At 37.9% G+C, this 20,319-nt stretch carries 20 protein-coding genes; 15 read left to right on the forward strand and 5 right to left on the reverse strand.

The window, feature by feature from the left end; all coding sequences use genetic code 11:
* Positions 1-4: 4 nt before the first annotated feature.
* The 5 genes from ACH63V_RS08850 (at position 5) to ACH63V_RS08870 (ending at position 5,319) form a co-directional block, all read left to right on the forward strand.
* Positions 5-763 carry a DUF6776 family protein gene (locus ACH63V_RS08850; RefSeq protein ID WP_263614982.1) on the forward strand — a complete coding sequence of 253 codons (759 nt, stop codon included), beginning with the start codon at positions 5-7 and terminating at the stop codon, positions 761-763.
* Positions 764-772: 9 nt separating this feature from the next.
* Positions 773-1,186, forward strand: a complete 414-nt coding sequence (clpS, locus tag ACH63V_RS08855) for an ATP-dependent Clp protease adapter ClpS (RefSeq protein ID WP_001260033.1) — start codon at positions 773-775, stop codon at positions 1,184-1,186.
* A 9-nt stretch (positions 1,187-1,195) separates the two neighbouring features.
* Positions 1,196-3,472: an ATP-dependent Clp protease ATP-binding subunit ClpA gene (gene clpA, locus ACH63V_RS08860; protein WP_263613848.1), complete on the forward strand. Its 2,277-nt coding sequence runs from the start codon at positions 1,196-1,198 to the stop codon at positions 3,470-3,472.
* A 3-nt stretch (positions 3,473-3,475) separates the two neighbouring features.
* A complete protein-coding gene (locus tag ACH63V_RS08865; RefSeq protein WP_107972808.1) occupies positions 3,476-3,838 on the forward strand; it encodes a YnfA family protein in 363 nt (120 codons plus the stop codon).
* Positions 3,839-4,263: 425 nt separating this feature from the next.
* Entirely contained in the window at positions 4,264-5,319 is a 1,056-nt protein-coding gene (locus tag ACH63V_RS08870) for a 3-deoxy-7-phosphoheptulonate synthase (protein ID WP_263613846.1), read from the forward strand.
* 50 nt (positions 5,320-5,369) lie between these two features.
* On the opposite strand, the gene ACH63V_RS08875 is transcribed toward ACH63V_RS08870, so the two are convergent.
* Positions 5,370-6,287, reverse strand: coding sequence for an alpha/beta fold hydrolase (locus tag ACH63V_RS08875; protein ID WP_396463286.1), 918 nt, complete (start codon positions 6,285-6,287; stop codon positions 5,370-5,372).
* Between the two features lie 2 nt (positions 6,288-6,289).
* Positions 6,290-6,850, reverse strand: coding sequence for a PadR family transcriptional regulator (locus ACH63V_RS08880; protein WP_000056573.1), 561 nt, complete (start codon positions 6,848-6,850; stop codon positions 6,290-6,292).
* Positions 6,851-6,985: 135 nt separating this feature from the next.
* Between ACH63V_RS08880 and ACH63V_RS08885 the strand changes: the two genes are divergently transcribed.
* From ACH63V_RS08885 to ACH63V_RS08900, 4 genes are all read left to right on the forward strand, one after another.
* A complete protein-coding gene (locus ACH63V_RS08885) occupies positions 6,986-9,010 on the forward strand; it encodes an FAD-dependent oxidoreductase (RefSeq protein ID WP_396463287.1) in 2,025 nt (674 codons plus the stop codon).
* A gap of 69 nt (positions 9,011-9,079) precedes the next feature.
* Positions 9,080-9,487, forward strand: a complete 408-nt coding sequence (locus ACH63V_RS08890) for a nuclear transport factor 2 family protein (protein ID WP_240061649.1) — start codon at positions 9,080-9,082, stop codon at positions 9,485-9,487.
* Positions 9,488-9,524: 37 nt separating this feature from the next.
* Entirely contained in the window at positions 9,525-10,241 is a 717-nt protein-coding gene (locus ACH63V_RS08895; protein WP_396463288.1) for an SGNH/GDSL hydrolase family protein, read from the forward strand.
* A gap of 19 nt (positions 10,242-10,260) precedes the next feature.
* Positions 10,261-11,355 carry a YheT family hydrolase gene (locus ACH63V_RS08900; RefSeq protein ID WP_396463289.1) on the forward strand — a complete coding sequence of 365 codons (1,095 nt, stop codon included), beginning with the start codon at positions 10,261-10,263 and terminating at the stop codon, positions 11,353-11,355.
* A gap of 54 nt (positions 11,356-11,409) precedes the next feature.
* Here ACH63V_RS08900 and ACH63V_RS08905 read toward each other — a convergent pair whose 3' ends face one another.
* Positions 11,410-12,255 carry a metal-dependent hydrolase gene (locus ACH63V_RS08905; RefSeq protein ID WP_396463290.1) on the reverse strand — a complete coding sequence of 282 codons (846 nt, stop codon included), beginning with the start codon at positions 12,253-12,255 and terminating at the stop codon, positions 11,410-11,412.
* Positions 12,256-12,488: 233 nt separating this feature from the next.
* Positions 12,489-12,977, reverse strand: a complete 489-nt coding sequence (locus tag ACH63V_RS08910; protein ID WP_396463291.1) for an internalin — start codon at positions 12,975-12,977, stop codon at positions 12,489-12,491.
* Positions 12,978-13,200: 223 nt separating this feature from the next.
* On the opposite strand from ACH63V_RS08910, the gene ACH63V_RS08915 reads away from it, so the two are divergent.
* The 3 genes from ACH63V_RS08915 to eno are packed head-to-tail and all read left to right on the forward strand — an operon-like array spanning position 13,201 to position 17,061.
* Positions 13,201-14,838: a CTP synthase gene (locus ACH63V_RS08915; RefSeq protein ID WP_263613838.1), complete on the forward strand. Its 1,638-nt coding sequence runs from the start codon at positions 13,201-13,203 to the stop codon at positions 14,836-14,838.
* 30 nt (positions 14,839-14,868) lie between these two features.
* Positions 14,869-15,726, forward strand: coding sequence for a 3-deoxy-8-phosphooctulonate synthase (gene kdsA, locus ACH63V_RS08920; RefSeq protein ID WP_000080538.1), 858 nt, complete (start codon positions 14,869-14,871; stop codon positions 15,724-15,726).
* 45 nt (positions 15,727-15,771) lie between these two features.
* Positions 15,772-17,061, forward strand: a complete 1,290-nt coding sequence (eno, locus tag ACH63V_RS08925; RefSeq protein WP_004701335.1) for a phosphopyruvate hydratase — start codon at positions 15,772-15,774, stop codon at positions 17,059-17,061.
* A 97-nt stretch (positions 17,062-17,158) separates the two neighbouring features.
* Here eno and ACH63V_RS08930 read toward each other — a convergent pair whose 3' ends face one another.
* On the reverse strand, positions 17,159-17,836 hold the full coding sequence (locus ACH63V_RS08930; RefSeq protein WP_311070836.1) for a YetF domain-containing protein: 678 nt from the start codon (positions 17,834-17,836) through the stop codon (positions 17,159-17,161).
* A gap of 265 nt (positions 17,837-18,101) precedes the next feature.
* Here ACH63V_RS08930 and ACH63V_RS08935 point away from each other — a divergent pair, with 265 nt between their 5' ends.
* The 3 genes from ACH63V_RS08935 to ispD all read left to right on the forward strand — a co-directional run bounded on the left by ACH63V_RS08935 (position 18,102) and on the right by ispD (position 20,134).
* Positions 18,102-18,830 (forward strand): sulfite exporter TauE/SafE family protein, encoded by a 729-nt coding sequence (locus ACH63V_RS08935; RefSeq protein ID WP_396463292.1) that lies wholly within the window; start codon positions 18,102-18,104, stop codon positions 18,828-18,830.
* A gap of 232 nt (positions 18,831-19,062) precedes the next feature.
* Positions 19,063-19,452 (forward strand): cell division protein FtsB, encoded by a 390-nt coding sequence (ftsB, locus tag ACH63V_RS08940; RefSeq protein ID WP_004701341.1) that lies wholly within the window; start codon positions 19,063-19,065, stop codon positions 19,450-19,452.
* On the forward strand, positions 19,418-20,134 hold the full coding sequence (gene ispD, locus ACH63V_RS08945) for a 2-C-methyl-D-erythritol 4-phosphate cytidylyltransferase (RefSeq protein ID WP_396463293.1): 717 nt from the start codon (positions 19,418-19,420) through the stop codon (positions 20,132-20,134). Before ftsB ends, ispD begins: the two co-directional genes overlap by 35 nt.
* Positions 20,135-20,319 lie beyond the last annotated feature (185 nt).

The raw sequence follows: 20,319 nt of genomic DNA on the forward strand, positions 1-20,319 counted from the left end.
TGAGATGACGATGCAAAACTCGGAACAGACGACTTCTGTAGAAAGTTCGTTGCAAAAGAAAAAATTTTTAAACACCAATAAGCCTTTGTTTATTGGTGCTGCTATTTTAATGAGTGGTTGTTTTGCGCTCGGCTATACAATTGGGCACCGTCAAGGTTTAACTGTTGTAGGTTACGATGCAGATGCAGAGCAATTGGTTGAAGTGGTGCAAAAACAAAAAACAGCGTTAGATGCAGTCAACAAAAGCCTGAATGCTGCTGTACAAGAGCGTGATGTTGCTGTTACAAATGCGAATGACTTGTTTACAGCACTTAATCAAGCCAATGCTGATAAAACACAACAACAAGGTATGAGTAATATCTACCGTGAAATTTTAAGACAACGTGGTGGTTTAAGCTTAACCATTCAGGATTTGGCAATTAAACCACTACCAGAAAATGCTTATGAATATCAGCTTGATCTGGTGCAAGTTAGCCCAAGCAAACGCCGTGCTTCAGGTTCAGTTGAAATAAGACTGATTAAAGATACTGAAGTCTTGGTTGTGCCACTTGAAGATAAGAACTTTAACTTCACTGATTTTGAGCGTTTGACTGGCCGTTGGACCATGCCTAAGGGCTTTACACCTCAATATATTGAAGTGCGTTTAACAGGTGGTTCTGAGACACCAGTAATTAAACGTTTTAGTTGGCAGCGTGGTAAACCTGTCGAAACACCTTCTGCTTTTGTTGCAGAAATTCCTCAAGCTGAAGCAAATTCACAATAGTAACATCATATGCGAACAAATAAGCGTCAAACAAATTTAAAAGATATTAAGGCTTCTTTTCAGCAGTCTGGCTATGTCGATTGGCACTTCAATCCACGCTTAAGTGATTCGCAAAACGAAGATCATGACGGAGAGGTTGTTGTTCAAACAGCACCTCCCGAACTCAAGCGTCCACCCTTATATGCAGTAGTATTATTGAACGACGATTACACGCCAATGGACTTTGTAATTGAAATTTTACAACAATACTTTGCAATGAATCTTGACCAAGCAACTCAAGTAATGCTAACAGTACACTATGAAGGTAAAGGTACTGCCGGGGTATATCCAAGAGACATCGCGGAAACCAAGGCAAACCTTGTTAATAATTACGCTCGATCGCAAGGTCATCCATTACTTTGCCAGATTGAGCCTAAAGCATAAGGGGGTCACATGCTCAGTCGTCAATTAGAAGTATCATTACGTTTGGCTGTTAGCATGGCTCGTCAAAAGAGACATGAGTTTCTTACAGTTGAACACTTACTATTAGCCTTACTCGATAACGATTCGGCTGTGAATGCATTAAAGGCATGCGGAGCTGATATTGTTTCTTTACGTAAAGAATTAGAAGAATATGTAGAACAACATACTCCTAAGCTTGGCGAAAATAGCGAGCAAGCTCCACATCCAACAGAAAGTTTTGACCGCATTTTGCAACGTGCAATTTTCCACGTGCAATCAAGTGGTGGTGATCGTACTGTCGAAGGTGCGGATGTTTTGGTCGCAATGTACTCAGAGCGTGATTCTTTTGCTGTTTATTTACTTAAACGTCATCAAATTAATCGTTTGACTTTGACTCAATACTTGTCTCATGGGACACGTAAAGACGAAGTTCAGGTTGAAGAAGAAGTTGAAGACATTGAGGGTGAAAGCAACTCAGGCAATGCTGGGCCATTGGAACTTTATACGCTCAATTTAAATGTTGAAGCGCAAAAAGGAAAAACAGACCCACTCATTGGTCGTGAAAAAGAAATTGAGCGTACAGCACAAATTCTTTGCCGCCGTCGTAAAAACAACCCATTACTAGTGGGTGATCCAGGTGTAGGTAAAACTTCAATTGCAGAAGGCCTTGCATGGCTCATTGTAAATGGTAAAGCACCAAAACCACTAAGCAATGCAGAAGTCTATAGCCTCGACATTGGTGCATTGGTCGCGGGTACAAAATACCGTGGTGATTTTGAAAAACGTTTAAAACAATTGCTGAATGCTTTGAAGAAAAATCCAAACGCGATTTTATTCATTGATGAAATTCATATGATCATTGGCGCTGGCTCAAGTATGGGCAGTACTATGGATGCATCGAATCTCATTAAACCAGCTTTGGCAAATGGTACTTTACGTTGCATCGGTTCAACTACTTTCCAAGAATATCGTCAGGTATTTGAAAAGGATCATGCGTTATCTCGTCGTTTCCAAAAAATTGATGTAAATGAACCAAGCATTTCTGAAACTATTGATATTTTACGTGGCTTGAAAACTAAGTTTGAAGATTTCCACCACGTACAGTATGACGACAAAGCTTTGGTTTCTGCGGTTGAGCTTTCTGCGAAATTTATTAATGATCGTTTCTTGCCAGATAAAGCAATTGATGTCATTGATGAAGCAGGTGCACAGCGCCGCTTAAAAGCAGAAAGTGAAGACAGCTTAATTACTGTTGAAAATATTGAAGACATCGTTTCTAAAATTGCGCGTATTCCGCCTAAGACTGTGTCTAAAGATGATAAATCAGTACTTGAAAATCTTGAGCGTGACCTAAAACGTGTTGTTTTTGGTCAAGACGAAGCAATCACTGCATTGGCTTCTGCAATCAAGTTGTCACGTGCTGGTTTGAAATCACCAGACAAGCCTGTTGGTAGCTTTGTATTTGCTGGTCCGACGGGTGTTGGTAAAACTGAAGTCACTAAGCAATTAGCGAAATTGTTAGGCGTTGAGCTTGTTCGTTTCGATATGTCTGAATATATGGAACGTCATGCTGTTTCTCGCTTAATTGGTGCTCCTCCGGGTTATGTAGGTTATGATCAAGGTGGTTTGCTCACAGATGCGATCCATAAAAATCCACATTGTGTTTTATTACTGGATGAAATTGAGAAAGCACATCCTGATGTGTTTAACCTGTTGTTGCAAATCATGGATCATGGTGCGTTGACTGATAATAATGGCCGTAAGTCAGACTTCAGAAATGTCATTATTGTATTGACTACAAACATTGGTGCAGAAAGTATTTCTCGTGCAAGCATTGGATTTACCGAGCAAGACCATAGCTCGGACAATCAAGAAGCAATGAAACGTGCATTCTCACCGGAGTTTCGTAACCGTTTAGACAGTGTTATTCAGTTTAAAGCTTTACCAACCACAGTGATTGAATCTGTAGTTGATAAGTTCTTAACAGAATTACAAGCACAGCTAGATGAAAAACGTGTAGTTCTAGATGTAGATCAAAGTGCGCGTGACTGGTTAGCAACCAATGGTTATGACCGTTTAATGGGTGCTCGCCCAATGCAACGTCTTATTCAAGAACACTTGAAGAAACCATTAGCTGAAATGATTTTGTTTGGTGAACTTGCAGATCATGGCGGTAATGTGGCGGTATCAGTGAAGAAAGAAGATGGCAAAGCAGTTGGCCTAAAACTTGAAGTTTTTGAAGATCACCATACGGCAGAACCAGCTTAATTTATGTTAATTGATAGTCTTTCTATAACCCGAATACTCAGTGTGTTCGGGTTATTTATTATTACTGCAATCGCTGAGATTTTAGGGTGTTACTTTCCTTATCTTATTCTAAAAGAAGGGAAGTCCGCTTGGTTGTGGTTGCCGACAGTCTTAAGTTTAGCTGTCTTTGTCTGGTTACTTACATTACATCCAGCAGCCTCTGGACGAATTTATGCGGCCTATGGTGGTATTTATATTTTTACTGCGCTGATGTGGCTGCGTTTTGTAGATCAGGTTGCTTTAACGAGATGGGATATTTTAGGTGGCTTTATTGTGCTTTGTGGTGCAAGTTTGATTATTTTACAGCCGCAAGGATTAATTCGTTAATTATGAAAGTGGTCAGTTAAGTTTTAAGTGAAAAATAAGAAATATTTTCGCAAAAAATACTTGTCAAACTCATCAACAATGCGTATTTTAGATTTAAGGAACATTTTTTAATATTTGAGATAAAGATGTTAAATCAATCTGTGAATTCTAACGCTTACTTTTATTTCTGGCAATTTAGATAGTTGCCTGAGCGTATTCGGGCACGAAAGTTGCCCATCACAGTTAATACCTGATCGGCAACCCCGATCAGGTTTTTTTATGCTTTATCTTTTTCAAATCGAGGAACTCAAAATGAACAACATGACTTATTCATACTTTAGCAACTTTTATTGGTTTTACTTTTGCCTACCTTTGCCAACGAATAGATCCAAAACGCTCAAATAAATGATCGGACTGATTCGGTTTCAGTCCAAAGGAAAAGACCAATGAATGCTTTAAATACTCTACTAACTCAAAGTAATACAAAAGAAACACCAGTTAGTTTGCCTGTCCAGTTAAAAGCTAAATATCCGCTTGTGCAGACCTTCGCACGTCAAATTGCAGAACACCGTCAAATTATTCAAAATATTCTAGCTGGTAAAGATCAGCGCTTAATGGTTATTACAGGACCATGTTCAATTCATGACCCAGTTGCGGTTCTTGAATACGCAGAAAAACTGCAAAAATTACAAGAAAAAGTAAAAGATCAAATATTCATTGTAATGCGTGCTTATATTGAAAAGCCGCGTACAACTGTAGGTTGGAAAGGTTATATGTATGATCCAAATCTTGATGGATCATCTAATCTACAATTAGGTTTAGAAAAATCACGTGAGCTTTATTTACAAATTATTGAAAAGGGTTTGCCGATTGCGAGCGAAATTTTAAGTCCAATGGCAACGGGTTATTTTGATGATTTGTTGGCTTGGGGCGCAATTGGTGCTCGTACCAGCGAGTCTCAAATTCACCGTGAAATCTCAAGTCACATGCCATACAGTATTGGTTTCAAGAATGGTACAGATGGCTCAATTCAAATTGCTTTAGATGCTATTCAGTCGGCACAAAATGAGCACCAGTTTCTAGGTATGAATCAGCAAGGTTTACCTTCTGTCATTCAGAGTGCTGGTAACCCATTGCCACATTTAATTTTGCGTGGAGCGAATCATGGTCCTAATTATGATTTAGCTTCAATTCAGGCAATACGTGAAAAACATAAACAAAATCTTCCTGCCTTAGTCATTGACTGTAGTCATGGCAACAGTGGTAAAGACCCTTTGCGTCAGCCAGAGGTTTTGCAGCAAATCGTTGCTGAACGCTTAAAAACTCAGGTGAAGGGTGTCATGATTGAAAGTCATTTAGTTGATGGTAACCAGAAGATTTCATGTGAAATGACTTATGGTCAGTCAGTGACAGATGGTTGTTTAGGATGGGATAAAACTGAACAACTTTTATTAAGTGTTGCTGAACAATTAAAAGCAAATGAGTTAGCTCATTCTGCTTAATGAATTGTAGGTTTAAAAAAGGATCTGTTTTAGCAGATCCTTTTTTTATTTTACGAAGCTTGTTTAAGCTCAGACAAGAACGTCGTGATTTCATGACCGAATTTTTTTGGCTCGGTTAATAATGGCGTGTGGCCTGAACGCTCAAAATAAATTGTTTTTGCATGTTCGACACTATGTGCAATTAGTGTTTGCCCCGTTTCTGGATAGAGTGTCGAATTACGCCCAATAAAGAAAGTTGTTGGACACTGTAGTTGCTGAAGTGCTTCACGATAATCTTCATTGTGAAAAAGATAATTTTCGACATACCAAAATAAATAGTCTAATCGTTGAATCGGTAATAAATACTTCTGTAAAAATGGTTGTTTTAATGCAGTTTTAAAAACAAAAGGACTAAATGGATTGCTACTTTGCAATTCAATAAAATCTACCCATAAACGTACTAGTTCTTGGCGGTCTGGAAGCGCTAATTCATAAAGATACTTAGCATTTTTGTGCTTTGATAATAATTGATAAATATCATTGAGTAGTTGTTTGAATTGGGCATGTAAAGGGCCGAATAAACCATATTGCCATGTCGAATCTACAGATATTTTTGGTGTCTGATCTATGTGTAAATACGCTTTTAACTGCTGTGCGAGATGGGCATGCTTCATGCCATGCATTGCAGTAGTGGCACCCATTGAGTAACCCATTAAAATAAAGTTCTCAAGTTTTAATTGCTCAATTAAATGAGCAACATCTTGCCAGTGACTTGATATGGCATCTTGGTCGGGAATTGCACAATTTTTTGAACCGCCAAAACCACGCCAGTCAGGAATAATGAACTCATATTCTTTGCGATTTGCATAGATAAACGGTAGCCATTGCCAACTCTGCATACCTAAGCCAGATAATACTAATACCGGTTCACCACGACCAACACGGCGTACAAATAAACTTTCCTGATCGAGCATGGTGTAATACGGCATGGTTATTCTCCAGATACGTTATCTTGAGCAAAAAGTTTTAATTGAGGAATGACTTGTTCTAACCATTTAATCCACTCAGTTTCCATGGTAATACCAAGTTCCAAAATCATTTTGTGGATATATAGCACTCGATCATTCAAGTCATCGCTATCTTTAAAATCTTTATCGTAAATACTTTGGTAAAGCTTGAGCTTTTCTTGGTGTAAACCAAGATGTCGTAACAGTTCGGGTAATATTTGATTATTGCTCAATTGCGCCTCAGCACGCAATCTTACCATTAAGTCATCTCTAAGCTGTGCAGGTTCACTTTGCTGTGTCATCCATGAAGCGAGTTCTATACGGCCAAGTTGTTCGACCTGATAAGTTTTTTTTCGGCCACTATCCATCTCATTTTCTAAAGTAGAGACCCAGCCTTTTTTAAGCATGTTATTGAGTTCACGATAAATTTGTTGATGTGTGGCATTCCAGAAAAAGCCCATAGAACGGTCAAAACGGCGGGCAAGTTCAAAGCCTGTACTTGGTCGTTCTAATAAGCTGGTCAGTAAAACATGAGGAAGTGACATGGCAATCCGTTTGTAAGCAAAAGTAAAGTGTGACTCATAAGATTATGCAACATGTTGCATAAAAGTCAAAATTTGATTATAAATTTGTGCAACAAGTTGCATTAAGCAAGCAGATTAGCAAGCCAAGGAGTTGTTATGTCGTTATATCCACATTTATTAAAACCATTAGATTTAGGTTTTACGACATTAAAAAATCGCGTATTGATGGGGTCTATGCACGTTGGTCTAGAAGAGGCGCCCGGTGGTTATGAGCGCATGGCGGCTTTTTATGCGGAACGTGCTAAAGGGGATGTAGGATTAATCGTAACCGGTGGTATTGCGCCAAATGAAGCAGGTTTAACCTTTGCTCATGCTTCTAAGTTGGATAGCACAGAAGAAGCCGAAAAACATAAAGTCATTACCGAAGCGGTCCATGCTGCTGGCGGAAAGATTGCATTACAAATATTACATACAGGCCGATATTCTTATCAGCCAGAAATTGTTGCACCTTCGGCAATTCAAGCACCAATTAACCCAATTAAACCTAAAGCAATGACTTCTGCTGAGGTTCAACAAACCATTGATGACTTTGCAAACTGTGCGAAGCTTGCTCAATATGCCGGCTATGACGGCGTTGAAATTATGGGCTCTGAAGGGTATTTAATTAACGAATTTATTGCAGCTAGAACAAACCATCGTGACGATGAATGGGGTGGTAGCTATGAAAACCGCATTCGTTTTCCTATTGAGATCGTAAAACGCACACGTGAAATAGTTGGTGAAAACTTTATTATTATTTACCGATTATCAATGCTTGATTTGGTTGAAGGCGGCTCTACTTTAGAAGAAGTGATTCAGCTTGCTAAAGCGATTGAAAAAGCAGGCGCTACCATTATTAATACGGGTATTGGCTGGCATGAAGCCCGTATTCCAACAATTGCCACAAAAGTACCAAGAGCTGCATTTACTTGGGTCACCGAAAAATTAAAAGGCGAAGTTTCAGTTCCATTAATTACCTCAAACCGTATTAATACACCTGAAATGGCTGAGCATGTATTAGCATCGGGTCATGCAGATATGGTTTCAATGGCACGTCCAATGCTTGCAGATCCTGAGTTTGTTCTAAAAGCCAGTGAAGGTCGTAGTGATGAAATCAATACATGTATTGGCTGTAACCAAGCCTGTCTTGATCACATTTTCTCTATGAAAATCGCAACATGTCTAGTTAACCCTCGTGCATGTTATGAAACTGAACTGATTTTTAAAGAAGCTCAAAATCAGAAGAATATCGCTGTCATTGGTGCAGGACCAGCAGGTCTCAGTTTTGCTGTATATGCAGCTGATCGCGGACATCAAGTTAAAATCTTTGAAGCAAGCCATCAAATTGGTGGTCAGTTTAATATCGCTAAAACTGTACCAGGTAAAGAAGAGTTCTACGAAACACTACGTTATTTTAATCGTCAAATTGAATTACGCCCAAACATTGAGCTTGTATTAAATCATAAGGCAACTTATGAAGAGTTAAGTCAATCAGGCTTCGATGAGATTGTAGTTGCAACGGGCGTAACGCCTCGTCAATTGCAATTTGAAGGTATTGATCATCCAAAAGTGTTGAGCTACTTACAAGTGCTTAAAGAGCGTGTACCGGTAGGTCAGCGTGTTGCCATTATTGGTGCAGGGGGTATTGGTTTTGATACAGCTGAGTACCTAATCCATGAAGGTGAAAGTGGCAGTTTAAATCCTGAAAAGTTCTATGAAGAATGGGGGATTGATACTCACTATGAGCATGTTGGTGGTTTAAAGCAGCCGAAAGTTGAAGCTTCTGAACGAGAAATCTATTTGTTACAGCGTAAAGCTTCTTCAGTTGGTGCGGGACTAGGTAAAACGACTGGTTGGATTCACCGTGCAGGTCTTAAGAACAGAAATGTGAAAATGTTGGCAGGCGTACAGTATGACAAAGTCGATGATCAAGGTCTTCATATTACTGTTGATGGAAAACCAACAGTACTTGAGGTTGATAACGTGGTGATTTGTGCGGGTCAAGAATCATTTACTGCTATGTATGACCAATTAAAAGCAGATGGCAAAAATGTTCATTTGATTGGTGGTGCTAAAGAAGCAGGTGAGTTGGATGCTAAACGTGCAATTCGTCAAGGCGCTGAACTAGCAGCGGTTCTTTAATGAGTGGAGTGAGCATTGTCTTGAATAAGAGAATGCTCACTACTAAAACCAATTTGAAGGAAAAGAAAAATGACACTTGAAACAACGAAACAGTCATTAGAAAAATGGCACGACATGATTCAATCAAATGACTTATCGAACTTAAATGATTTGCTGGCAGATGAAGTCGTTTTCCGTTCACCAGTGGCTTATAAACCGTATGAAGGGAGACAGGTTGTTTTCTTTATTCTTACTAACGTGATTCAGGTATTCGAAAACTTTACATATCATCGTGAGTTTTACACGGAAGATGGCGAAAATGTGGTGCTCGAGTTTAGTGCGAATGTAGGGGATAAATCATTGAAAGGGATTGATATGATCCGTTTTAATGAGCACGGTAAAATTATTGATTTTGAAGTAATGATTCGCCCAATGAGTGGTTTAGCTGCATTGGCTGAGCAAATGGGTATAAGAATTGCTCAATTCAAACCGCAATAATTTTGTTAAATAGCCTAAGAGTCTTGAGGTATATAAAATGTGGTTAAAACTTTCAACATTGCTTTTACTGCCCGTATTATTTGTACAAGGCAGTAAAGTTCGAAAGAACACGCCACGTTTAGCAGAAGCCAAAGGTGAACGAGAAGGTAGCATTGGTCAAGGCAAGCCTTTATCTCTGCTTATTTTAGGAGATTCTGCAGCAGCAGGTGTGGGTGTAGAAACACAAAAAGATGCCTTATCTGGTGCAATTGTTCAGGAACTGCAAAATGAATTTTCCCTAGAGTGGAAACTTCATGCTAAAACGGGTGATACGACTCGACAAGTTTTTCATGCTTTGCAGCATTTAGAAGAGCAGAAGTATGATGTGATTGTGACATCTATTGGTGTAAATGATGTCACAAAGCTGACCTCGGCTAAATCATGGGTCAAACAACAGAAGCAGTTATTTGATCATATTCAGAAACGATTTCAGCCAAAGCTGATTATTGTTTCTGGCGTGCCTCCAATGCAACATTTCCCAGCTTTACCTAATCCTTTGGCTTGGTTGTTTGGACAATATGCAGAGCAAATGAATCAAAAATTACAACAATGGTTGGCGCCACAGAGCCAATTTGAGTTTCTTCAATACGATATTGAAACTTTTCAAGCCATGAATTGGCCAATGGCAAGTGATGGTTTTCATCCTAGTAAGGAAGTTTACGCAATTTGGGGAAAGCAGGTTGCTGCTTTGGTGCGGCAATCATTTAACTCATAGTCATAGGTAGTCATTGGATATGGGCATATCTGTTTTTAATAAAATTAAAGATTTCGGTTCAGAGCTGTTCGATTTAGTGGTAGGTGCTGAGCATCCAAAAGTTTATTATGATCCTCAAGGACAAATTAAAGATGTGTTGGATAAGCTCCCTCAACTTAAACAGAAATACCGTCCTACGCCTTGGTTGACGAACAGCCATGTCCATTTACTCTATTTTGATCTTATTAGAAAACAGACAATAAAGCTGGAATATGATCGGATTGATCAACTCACTATGAATGACGGAGGTGTTACCGCAATTGCTTGGTATGGTTACAATTTACCAGCAGATACACCAACGGTTGTAATTATGCATACCATTACAGGTACACCTGAGAGTATGCGTGAGTTGGTACGTGATTTAAATCAATATACTGGCTGGCGAATTGCACTGTGTCTACGCCGTGGTCACGCTGGTTTGCCAATGCCTGTGCCGCAAATTTCTCTTTTTGGATCTACGCGTGATCTAAAAGAACAGCTTAATCATATTCAAAGTCTATTTCCGGCATCGGACTTATATGCGGTAGGTTCATCAGCAGGTACAGGTCTGCTTGTTCGCTATTTGGGTGAACAAGGCGAAGATACACCTTTTAAAGCTGCTTTTGCGATGTGCCCGGGTTATAACACTGAAATTGGTTTTAAAAATGTTCATCCTTTTTATAGTAAAATGATGACTAAAAAGCTCTTTAAGTATTTTATTTATCCGTATCAAAATACGTGGAGCAAAATAGCATCTTTAGAAAAAGTCTTATCGACAACCAATTTAGAAGAATTTGAAAAAGAATACTTCGAAATGGCTGGTTTTCAAGATTATGAGACTTACTGTAAATCTATTAACCCGATTTATGTTTTTGAGAATATTAAAATTCCATTAATGATTCTGAACGCGGAAGATGACCCTGTTTGTTCTATTAAAAATTTAGAGCCTTACAAAGAGCCAATTCAGCAAATGAGTACGGTGGCTGTAGTGACAACTAAAAAAGGAAGTCATTGCGCATTTTATGAAGGATGGCGTAGCACGTCATGGGCCGCACGTCTGATGTCTGATTATTTTTTAATTGAACGTAATAAATAGACAATCATCAAATGCATAAATAAAGCCCAAAGTCTGGGCTTTATTTTTTACCTCTTAAGATAAGAGTGGAGTTTTATCATTTATACCAATTTTTATTTTAGTGGCAGCAACTAAAGCTTTTTCATCTGTTTGGTTAGGATGGAAATCAAAACGATAATATTCAAGAAATTTAGGAATCAAAACTTTATATTGTTTGCTAGCAAAGCTAAAAAAGTTGCGCCAAGATTTGAAGTTAGCCAGTTGTTTATCCCGTTTCATTAAAACAATTTGGTAAACGGTTAAAAAAGCAGTGATCAGAATTAAGCTAAAAGTAAAAACTGAAATACGAGGAATATAAGCACCTAATCCGTTGCCATATAAATACTGATATAAGTCGAATGCAACAGCTTTATGCTCGGTTTCTTCTACACTATGCCATAACCATAAGTTACGAATAGTTGTATCAGTCATAAGCTCATTTACCGATTGCATCATGCTGACTACCAGTACTGCTGTGTAATGTTCCAAACCTACTGTTACAAGCAAATTCCATTTTTTACTAAAAACTTTCTCAATAGCTTTAAGAACAATGCCTGTCGCTTTTTCTAATGACTCTGGATTTAAACCATATTGCTGCGCACTGACATGAAAAGCATGATGTTCTTTAGAATGCATTGCCTCTTGACCAATAAATGCACCTATTTCTCTGTCTAAAATTTTATTTTCTTTAGCTTTAGCACGTAACGCACGCACAGATCTAACAAAATACGATTCTCCTTCGGGAAATAAAGTAGAAAGACCTGTGAAATAGTGGGTGAGTGAAGGCTCATTATTGCACCAATAACGTGGAATATTTTCAAAATTGTAGTCCATGCGACGCACAGGAAAAGAGGCCGGTACACGGTTTAAAGCTGTATTCATTTTCTTGCTCCAATCTTCTTTTAATTTAAGTTCCAAAAAGGAACTTGATGTAAAAAGTATAAGCAGACAAGATTGGAGTCAATGATTTTTGAATGATTGAAAATAGATTGTCCTAAAATGACAGACAGGGGAGCTTTAAAGATAAAAAAGAAAGGGATTAAATTTATTTATATTATGAAGATTATATAAATGCCCAAATTAAATAGTTAATTTGGGCATTATTGAACAGAAGATTAGTTTTTAAGTGCTGGTGTTGCAGCAGCAATTGCAGCAGCAACTGCGTCATCTTCTGTCTTTGCAGGCTCAGTTGCCTTAGCAGGTTTTGGCTGAGCTTTTTCAGGTTTTGGTTCTGCTTTAGGCTCAGATTTTTTTTCAGGTTTTGGTTCTACTTTAGGTGTCTCAGATTTAGGTTGTTCAGCAACTTGTGTCTGTGAAGATTCAGCAGAATGCGCAGGACGAGTTTCGCGACGAATTTCAGTTGTAGTATTGGTTGTTTCTTCACGCTGAACTTCAACTTGTGGTTGCGCTGGAATTTGAGCTTCTTGGTGAGTGTCTACACTCTCTAAAGATTCAAATTTTGCAGGCTTCGCTGGTTGAGGTTCTGAAACAGCAGTTTCAACCTTGTCTTGCTCTTCTTCTTTCGGTGTCTCTTTTTTAACGCATGCGGTTAACAATAGTCCAGCCGCAATTGCAGCACAGATTAAAAGTTTTTTATTTGCCATTGCCCAAAACAACATTTAATTGAGGAGTTGGCATTATAACAGTAAATAGCAATGAAAAAATCATGTCAGATTGAGCTAATTTTTTGTTAAAAATGCTGATAGAATAACCAGTTGTTTATTGTTCTTTGAATTGATGCGGTTTGACTTTGCTTTATAGGGGCAGAGTACAGTAAAATTGCCAAACATTGTAGGCCGATTTCGGCTTGATTGTACGAGAAACTTAATGACCCATTTTATTTTTGTCACTGGTGGTGTGGTTTCATCGCTAGGTAAAGGTATTTCTGCTGCTTCTGTTGCTGCACTTTTGGAAGCTCGTGGCTTAAAAGTCACAATGGTTAAAATGGATCCTTATATTAATGTCGATCCAGGGACAATGAGCCCATTCCAGCATGGTGAAGTTTTTGTTACCGAAGATGGTGCAGAAACCGATCTGGATCTGGGTTATTACGAACGTTTCTTACGTCGCGCTAAAATGACAAAACTAAACAACTTTACGAGTGGTCGTGTATATCAAGACGTTTTAAATAAAGAACGTCGTGGTGATTACTTAGGTGGTACAGTTCAGGTTATTCCTCATATTACCGACAATATTAAAGAACGTGTTCTTCGCGCAGGTGAAGGCTATGATGTTGCTATCGTAGAGATTGGTGGCACCGTAGGTGATATCGAATCATTACCGTTCATGGAGTCGGTTCGTCAGTTAATGGTTGAGCTTGGTCATAAACGTACCATGCTTATGCATTTAACTTTGTTGCCATATATTAAGTCAGCAGCAGAGTTAAAAACTAAGCCAACTCAGCACTCAGTAAAAGAGTTACTTTCAATTGGTATTCAGCCAGATATTCTGATCTGCCGTACTGAATATGATGTTGATGTTGATACTAAACGCAAAATTGCATTGTTCACTAACGTAGAAGCACGCGCTGTAGTGGTATGTAAAGATGCGAAAACGATTTATCAAATTCCACGTACATTCTATGAACAAAACGTTGATGATTTGATCTGTGAACGTTTTGGATTTAATGATCTTCCAGAAGCAAATCTAGAAGATTGGGACAATGTAGTCGAAGCATTACTGAACCCTGAATACACTTTACGTGTAGCTATGGTTGGTAAGTATGTTGAATTACCAGATGCTTATAAGTCTGTAAACGAAGCATTGTTACATGCAGGTATTAAAAATCGCGTAAAAGTACAAATTGATTATGTCAATGCTGAAGAGCTTGAAAGCCAAGACGTATCTATTTTAAGTACAGCTGACGCAATTTTAGTTCCAGGTGGTTTTGGTGAGCGTGGTACTGAAGGCAAAATGAAAGCTATTCAATACGCACGTGAAAATCGTATTCCTTTCTTAGGAATCTGTTTAGGTATGCAATTGGCTGTTATTGAATATGCTCGCCATGTTGCAGGTATGCCAGAAGCTTCTTCTACAGAATTTAACCGTTCTACAAAATATCCACTCATTGGTTTAATTACTGAATGGTTAGATGAGCGCGGTGAATTACAACAACGTAGTCTTGAGTCTGACTTGGGCGGAACAATGCGTTTAGGTGCACAAAAATCTGAATTGGTTGAAGGCACAAAAACACGTGAAGTCTATGGAAAAGCTGAGATCACTGAACGTCATCGTCACCGTTATGAAATGAATAATCGTTTCATTGAGGCGATTGAACAAGCGGGCATGAAGATTTCAGGTTATTCTTCAGCACAACATTTAGTTGAAACTGTAGAAATTCCTGATCATCCTTGGTTTATTGCTGTACAATTCCACCCGGAATTTACAAGTTCACCACGTGATGGACATCCATTATTTGCTAGTTTTATTGACGCTGCGAAAACACAGCATCAAAAAAGTAAGTAATGCGATTTTAAATAAACTGGGAAAGTTTAAATGTCACAATTAAAACCACAAGAAGTTGTACGTTTAGGCGATATACAAATGGCAAATCATTTGCCATTTGTATTATTTGGCGGAATGAACGTACTTGAGTCAAAAGATTTAGCTTTTGAAATTGCTGAAACTTATATTGATATTTGTAAACGCCTAGATATTCCTTATGTATTTAAGGCGAGCTTTGATAAAGCAAACCGTTCTAGTTTGCATTCATTCCGTGGTCCTGGACTTGAAAAAGGTATTGAATGGTTAGGCGACATTAAAAAACATTTTAATGTGCCAATTATTACTGACGTTCATGAACCATATCAGGCAGCACCAGTTGCCGAAGTCGCTGATATTATCCAGCTTCCAGCTTTCTTAAGCCGTCAAACTGATCTTGTTGAAGCAATGGCGAAAACACAAGCTATTATCAACATTAAAAAAGCACAGTTCTTGGCTCCTCATGAAATGCGCCATATTTTGCATAAATGTTTAGAAGCTGGAAATGACAAACTTATTCTTTGTGAGCGTGGCTCAGCATTTGGCTATAACAATTTAGTTGTAGATATGCTTGGCTTTGACATCATGAAAGAAATGAATGTACCTGTATTCTTTGACGTGACTCATGCTTTACAAACTCCAGGTGGTCGTTCTGACTCAGCTGGTGGTCGTCGTGCTCAAATTACAACTTTAGCGCGCGCAGGTATGGCAACAGGTTTAGCGGGATTATTCCTAGAGTCTCATCCAGATCCAGACAAAGCAAAATGTGATGGTCCATCTGCATTGCGCCTGTCGCAGCTTGAGCCATTCTTGGCACAACTAAAAGAATTGGATACTTTAGTTAAAGGATTCAAAAAGTTAGATACTCATTGATGCAGGAACTTGCATCGCGTTATTCATTCAACAGAGGAATTGTTCATGAGCCAAATCGTTGACATTCGTGCACGTGAAATTTTGGACTCTCGTGGTAACCCAACCATCGAAGCAGACGTCATCTTAGAATCTGGGGTGGTTGGTCGTGCATGTGCACCATCTGGTGCTTCAACTGGTTCTCGTGAAGCTTTAGAACTTCGTGACGGTGACAAATCACGTTACTTAGGTAAAGGCGTTCGTACAGCAGTTAACAACGTAAATACGTTGATTCGTGATGCTTTGTTGGGTAAATCAGTTTTTGAGCAAAAAGACATTGATAACACAATGATCGCGCTTGATGGTACTGAAAACAAAGAAAAATTAGGTGCTAATGCAACTTTGGCTGTGTCATTGGCTGCTGCACGCGCTGCTGCTGAAGAAAAGAAACTCCCTCTTTTCCAATATATCGCAGATCTTCGTGGTCAAACAATTTTGACTATGCCTGTTCCAATGATGAACATCTTGAACGGCGGTGAGCATGCAGATAACACTGTTGATATTCAAGAGTTCATGATTGAGCCTGTAGGTTTCACTTCATTTGCTGAAGCTTTACGTGCTGGTGCTGAAGTATTCCATTCTTTAAAATCAGTTCTAAAGAAACAAGGTTTGAACACTGCTGTAGGTGATGAAGGCGGTTTTGCTCCTAACCTTCGTTCAAACGAAGAAGCAATTACTGTAATTCTTCAAGCAATTGAGCAAACTGGTTATAAAGCTGGTTCAGACATGATGCTTGCACTTGACTGTGCGTCTTCAGAATTCTATAAAAATGGTCAATACGTTTTAGAAGGCGAAGGCAACCGCGCATTTACAAGCCATCAGTTTGCAGACTACTTAGCTGGTCTTGTAAATCAATATCCAATTATCTCGATTGAAGATGGCCTTGACGAGTCTGATTGGGAAGGCTGGAGCTACTTAACTTCAATTCTTGGTGACAAAATCCAATTAGTTGGTGACGATTTATTCGTAACTAACCCTAAGATTTTACAACGTGGTATTGATGAGAAAGTAGGTAACTCAATTCTGATTAAATATAACCAGATTGGTACATTGACTGAAACTTTAGATGCAATCTACCTTGCTAAAGCAAATGGTTACTCAACTGTTATTTCTCACCGTTCTGGTGAAACAGAAGATTCAACTATTGCTGATTTAGCAGTAGGTACAGCAGCAGGTCAAATCAAGACTGGTTCACTTTGCCGTTCTGACCGTGTTGCTAAATATAACCAATTGCTTCGTATTGAAGAAATGACTAAAGCGGCTTACCGCGGTAAAGCTGAGTTCAAAGGTTTAAACTAATCTTTTGAATAATGCTTTGCTTATTTAAATATTGATGAAAAATTAATATTTAAAATAAAAGTGCTATTTCTACTTCTTAGAAATAGCACTTTTTTATTTATCCTAAACGCCGAGTTTTTAAAGATTCAGCCCAACTATGATGATGACAACGAGAACATTCTTGATCGAGTTTATTTAAAACCTTAGTCTCGCCACATTTCATACAAGAATAAAAAGTATTAATTTTAAGTACATCAGCTTTACGATAGGCGTCTGGGAATAAAGGTAGACCCCATTTAACATCTTCATCCTCATAATAAAGTAAGCTCAAAATACCATCGGATTCAAGCAGTGCTGTTCTGACTTGACCTAAATGCTCTACGTTTTGCTGGCGCATTTCTGAGAAAAATTCGTCATGAGAATATGTCTGTTTTTGGAAGTCTTTATAGACGAGAAGGCCATCTTTGACGACGCAAAGAGCTCTTCCTTCTAACAAGTTTTCAATTTTTTTATGTTTTACCATACCCCATGTAACAAAACGATATAATGAAAGAATAACTATAAAAGCTACGAATGCGTGGGCAATGGGTAAATCTTTAGTAAACATAGGATCGCCAGCAGCAGATCCTAAACATAAAATGATAGCCAGTTCGAATAAGGAGAGTTGCCGTATACCGCGTTTACCAGATAGTCTTAAAAAACTAATAATGATAATGAACATGACAGTACAGCGAATTAATATTTCTAAAACAAAGGGCCACGTCGTGTCACCTATAAAAATATTAGAAAGATCCATCTTTTTTCTCACTTATTTAAAATATGTATCAAAAATACATTTAAAATTCTTATCAAAATAAAAATTAAAAAACTATACTTTTTAGGTGGTTATTGGTTAAAAGTATAAGAAATATGTGTTTTTAAAAAGCTTTATTCATCTAAGCTCATAGTTATTTAATTATTTTTGAAAAATTTTTAAATGCCAAAAATAGAAGAGAGCTATAGTACGATTTTAAAACCTAGACTATTGTAGATACTTAAGAATAATTATTTTGGTTAGGCCTATGATCTATGTAGCACTTGCTGTTATTGGGATTCTATCAGGACTGATTAGTGGGGTAGTAGGGACTGGGTCATCTATTATTTTGTTGCCTATACTTTCTTATATTTTTGGGGCGAAACTTGCGGTACCTATTATGGCGATTGCTGCAATCATGGGGAATATTTCACGTGTAGTGATGTGGCGTAAAGAACTTAATATTAAAGCATTTCTTTTATTTACTAGTTTGGGCATACCAGCAACGATACTAGGGGCCAATACCTTATGGATCATGTCACCTGTATTGTCTAACTTATGTATAGGTATATTTTTCTTCTGTTTAATACCGATTAGGCATTATGCCAAACGCCATAGTTTTAAATTTAGTTCATGGCAAATGGTTATTGCAGGTGGTGTGCTTGGCTATATTACAGGCGTTGTTTTCTCGACAGGCCCCTTATTACTCCCAGTTTTTAATGGTTTCGGTTTAACGAAAGGAGCTCTCTTGGTGACAGAGGCAGCCGCTTCATTTGGTATTTACGTAACGAAAAGCTTAACTTTTGGTGCTCTAGGCGTTTTACAACAAAATATTTTAATTGCGGGAGTTGCTGTCGGTTTTTCTCTAATTATTGGTAACTATATTGGCAAAACTTTTGTAATAAAGATGTCTGAGAAAACTTTTAATTTATTGCTGGATTGTATGTTAGTAGTTGCTGGTTTTTCTATGATATTTGCTGTTTTTACTCATTCTTAAGAGTAACTTTTATATCCATAGATTGATTTATAAACAGTTGTGTTTATAAACATTATTTTCCTTTCCAATTGAGTTTAATTTTGACAAAATGAAACATGTCACAATGGTCAATTTAAAGTAATATGACCATTCATAGTTTTGCAGGAATTTTGCAGGTATTTTGCATGTCGCTTGTAAATTGTCATACAATACAAAAACTTAATAAAAGTTTTTAATTAAAGCTCTTAATGCTATGTTAGAAGTATTTCGATCCACTTCAAGCAAACTTATATTGCTACTGGTTATTGTTTTAGTAGCTATATTGCAATATCAGTTCTGGTTAGGTGAGGGTGGTTATTTTCCTCATCAAGCGCTTATGCAACAGATCCAACAACAAGCTGAAGTAAATGATGAGCTTAAAGAGCGAAATCGCATTTTGGCAGCTGAAGTTTTTGACCTAAAAAATGGTACAGAAGCAATAGAAGAGCATGCTCGTCTTGATCTTGGTCTAGTTAAGCCTCATGAAACATTTGTTCAAATGAGTACAATTAGTACTAATTATAAGCCTATTTATATTGACCCGAACGCTAAAGTAGATTTGGAAACTAATGAGACACCTCCATCCCCAGACATCCCAGACTAAATTATGGGCGGTTATCCCTGCTGCTGGTTCGGGAAGTCGGTTTTCCAAAACTGAATTAAAGCAATATCAATACATTCAAGAAGCTACTGTTTTAGAGCATACAGTTAAACGTTTAAGTCAACTTCCACTAAGTGGCTATGTTTTAGCAATTGGTGCACAGGATAATTTTGCCTCGACTTTAGCTTTTCAAGATAAAAATAAAGCCCATTTTTGTAATGGTGGTGCTGAACGTGTGCACTCAGTATTAAATGCTTTGAGTTATCTATTGCAGATTGCGGATGAGAATGATTGGGTATTAGTACATGATGCTGCAAGGCCTTGTGTGACTTTTGAATGCCTTAACGCTCTCGTTAAAACTGCGGTTGAAACAAACCAGAGTGCTATTTTGGCAATTCCTGTGCGCGATACGCTAAAACAAGTAAATCAGGAACAGCAAATTGACAAAACCGTAAGTCGAGAGCTGTTGTGGCAAGCTCAAACTCCTCAAATTGCTAAAATTGGAATTCTTAAAAAAGCGATAGAAACAGCGCTAAAAAATAATTTGACTATTACAGATGAGGCGAGTGCACTTGAATCTATAGGAGAGAGTGTACAGGTGGTCATGGGACGTTCTGATAATATAAAAATTACTTACCCCGATGATTTAGAACTTGCTCGCTTGATTTTACAATCACAAAATTAAGATTTTATATACAGGATAGATGGTAATTTTACTTATAAAATAGCCTAAGTGAATATGGTGTTTCTACATATCTATCCAAAATAATTAGTATTTTTTTATAACTTGTATTTGTAAGATTGAATAAGTAATTTACTTAGATAATGTTCGATAGTCGAACAAAAAAATCCTAAATCGAACAAAACTAT

It is taken from the genome of Acinetobacter sp. ABJ-A23_2, assembly GCF_044538765.1.
Taxonomy (GTDB): Bacteria; Pseudomonadota; Gammaproteobacteria; order Pseudomonadales; family Moraxellaceae; genus Acinetobacter; species Acinetobacter nosocomialis_A.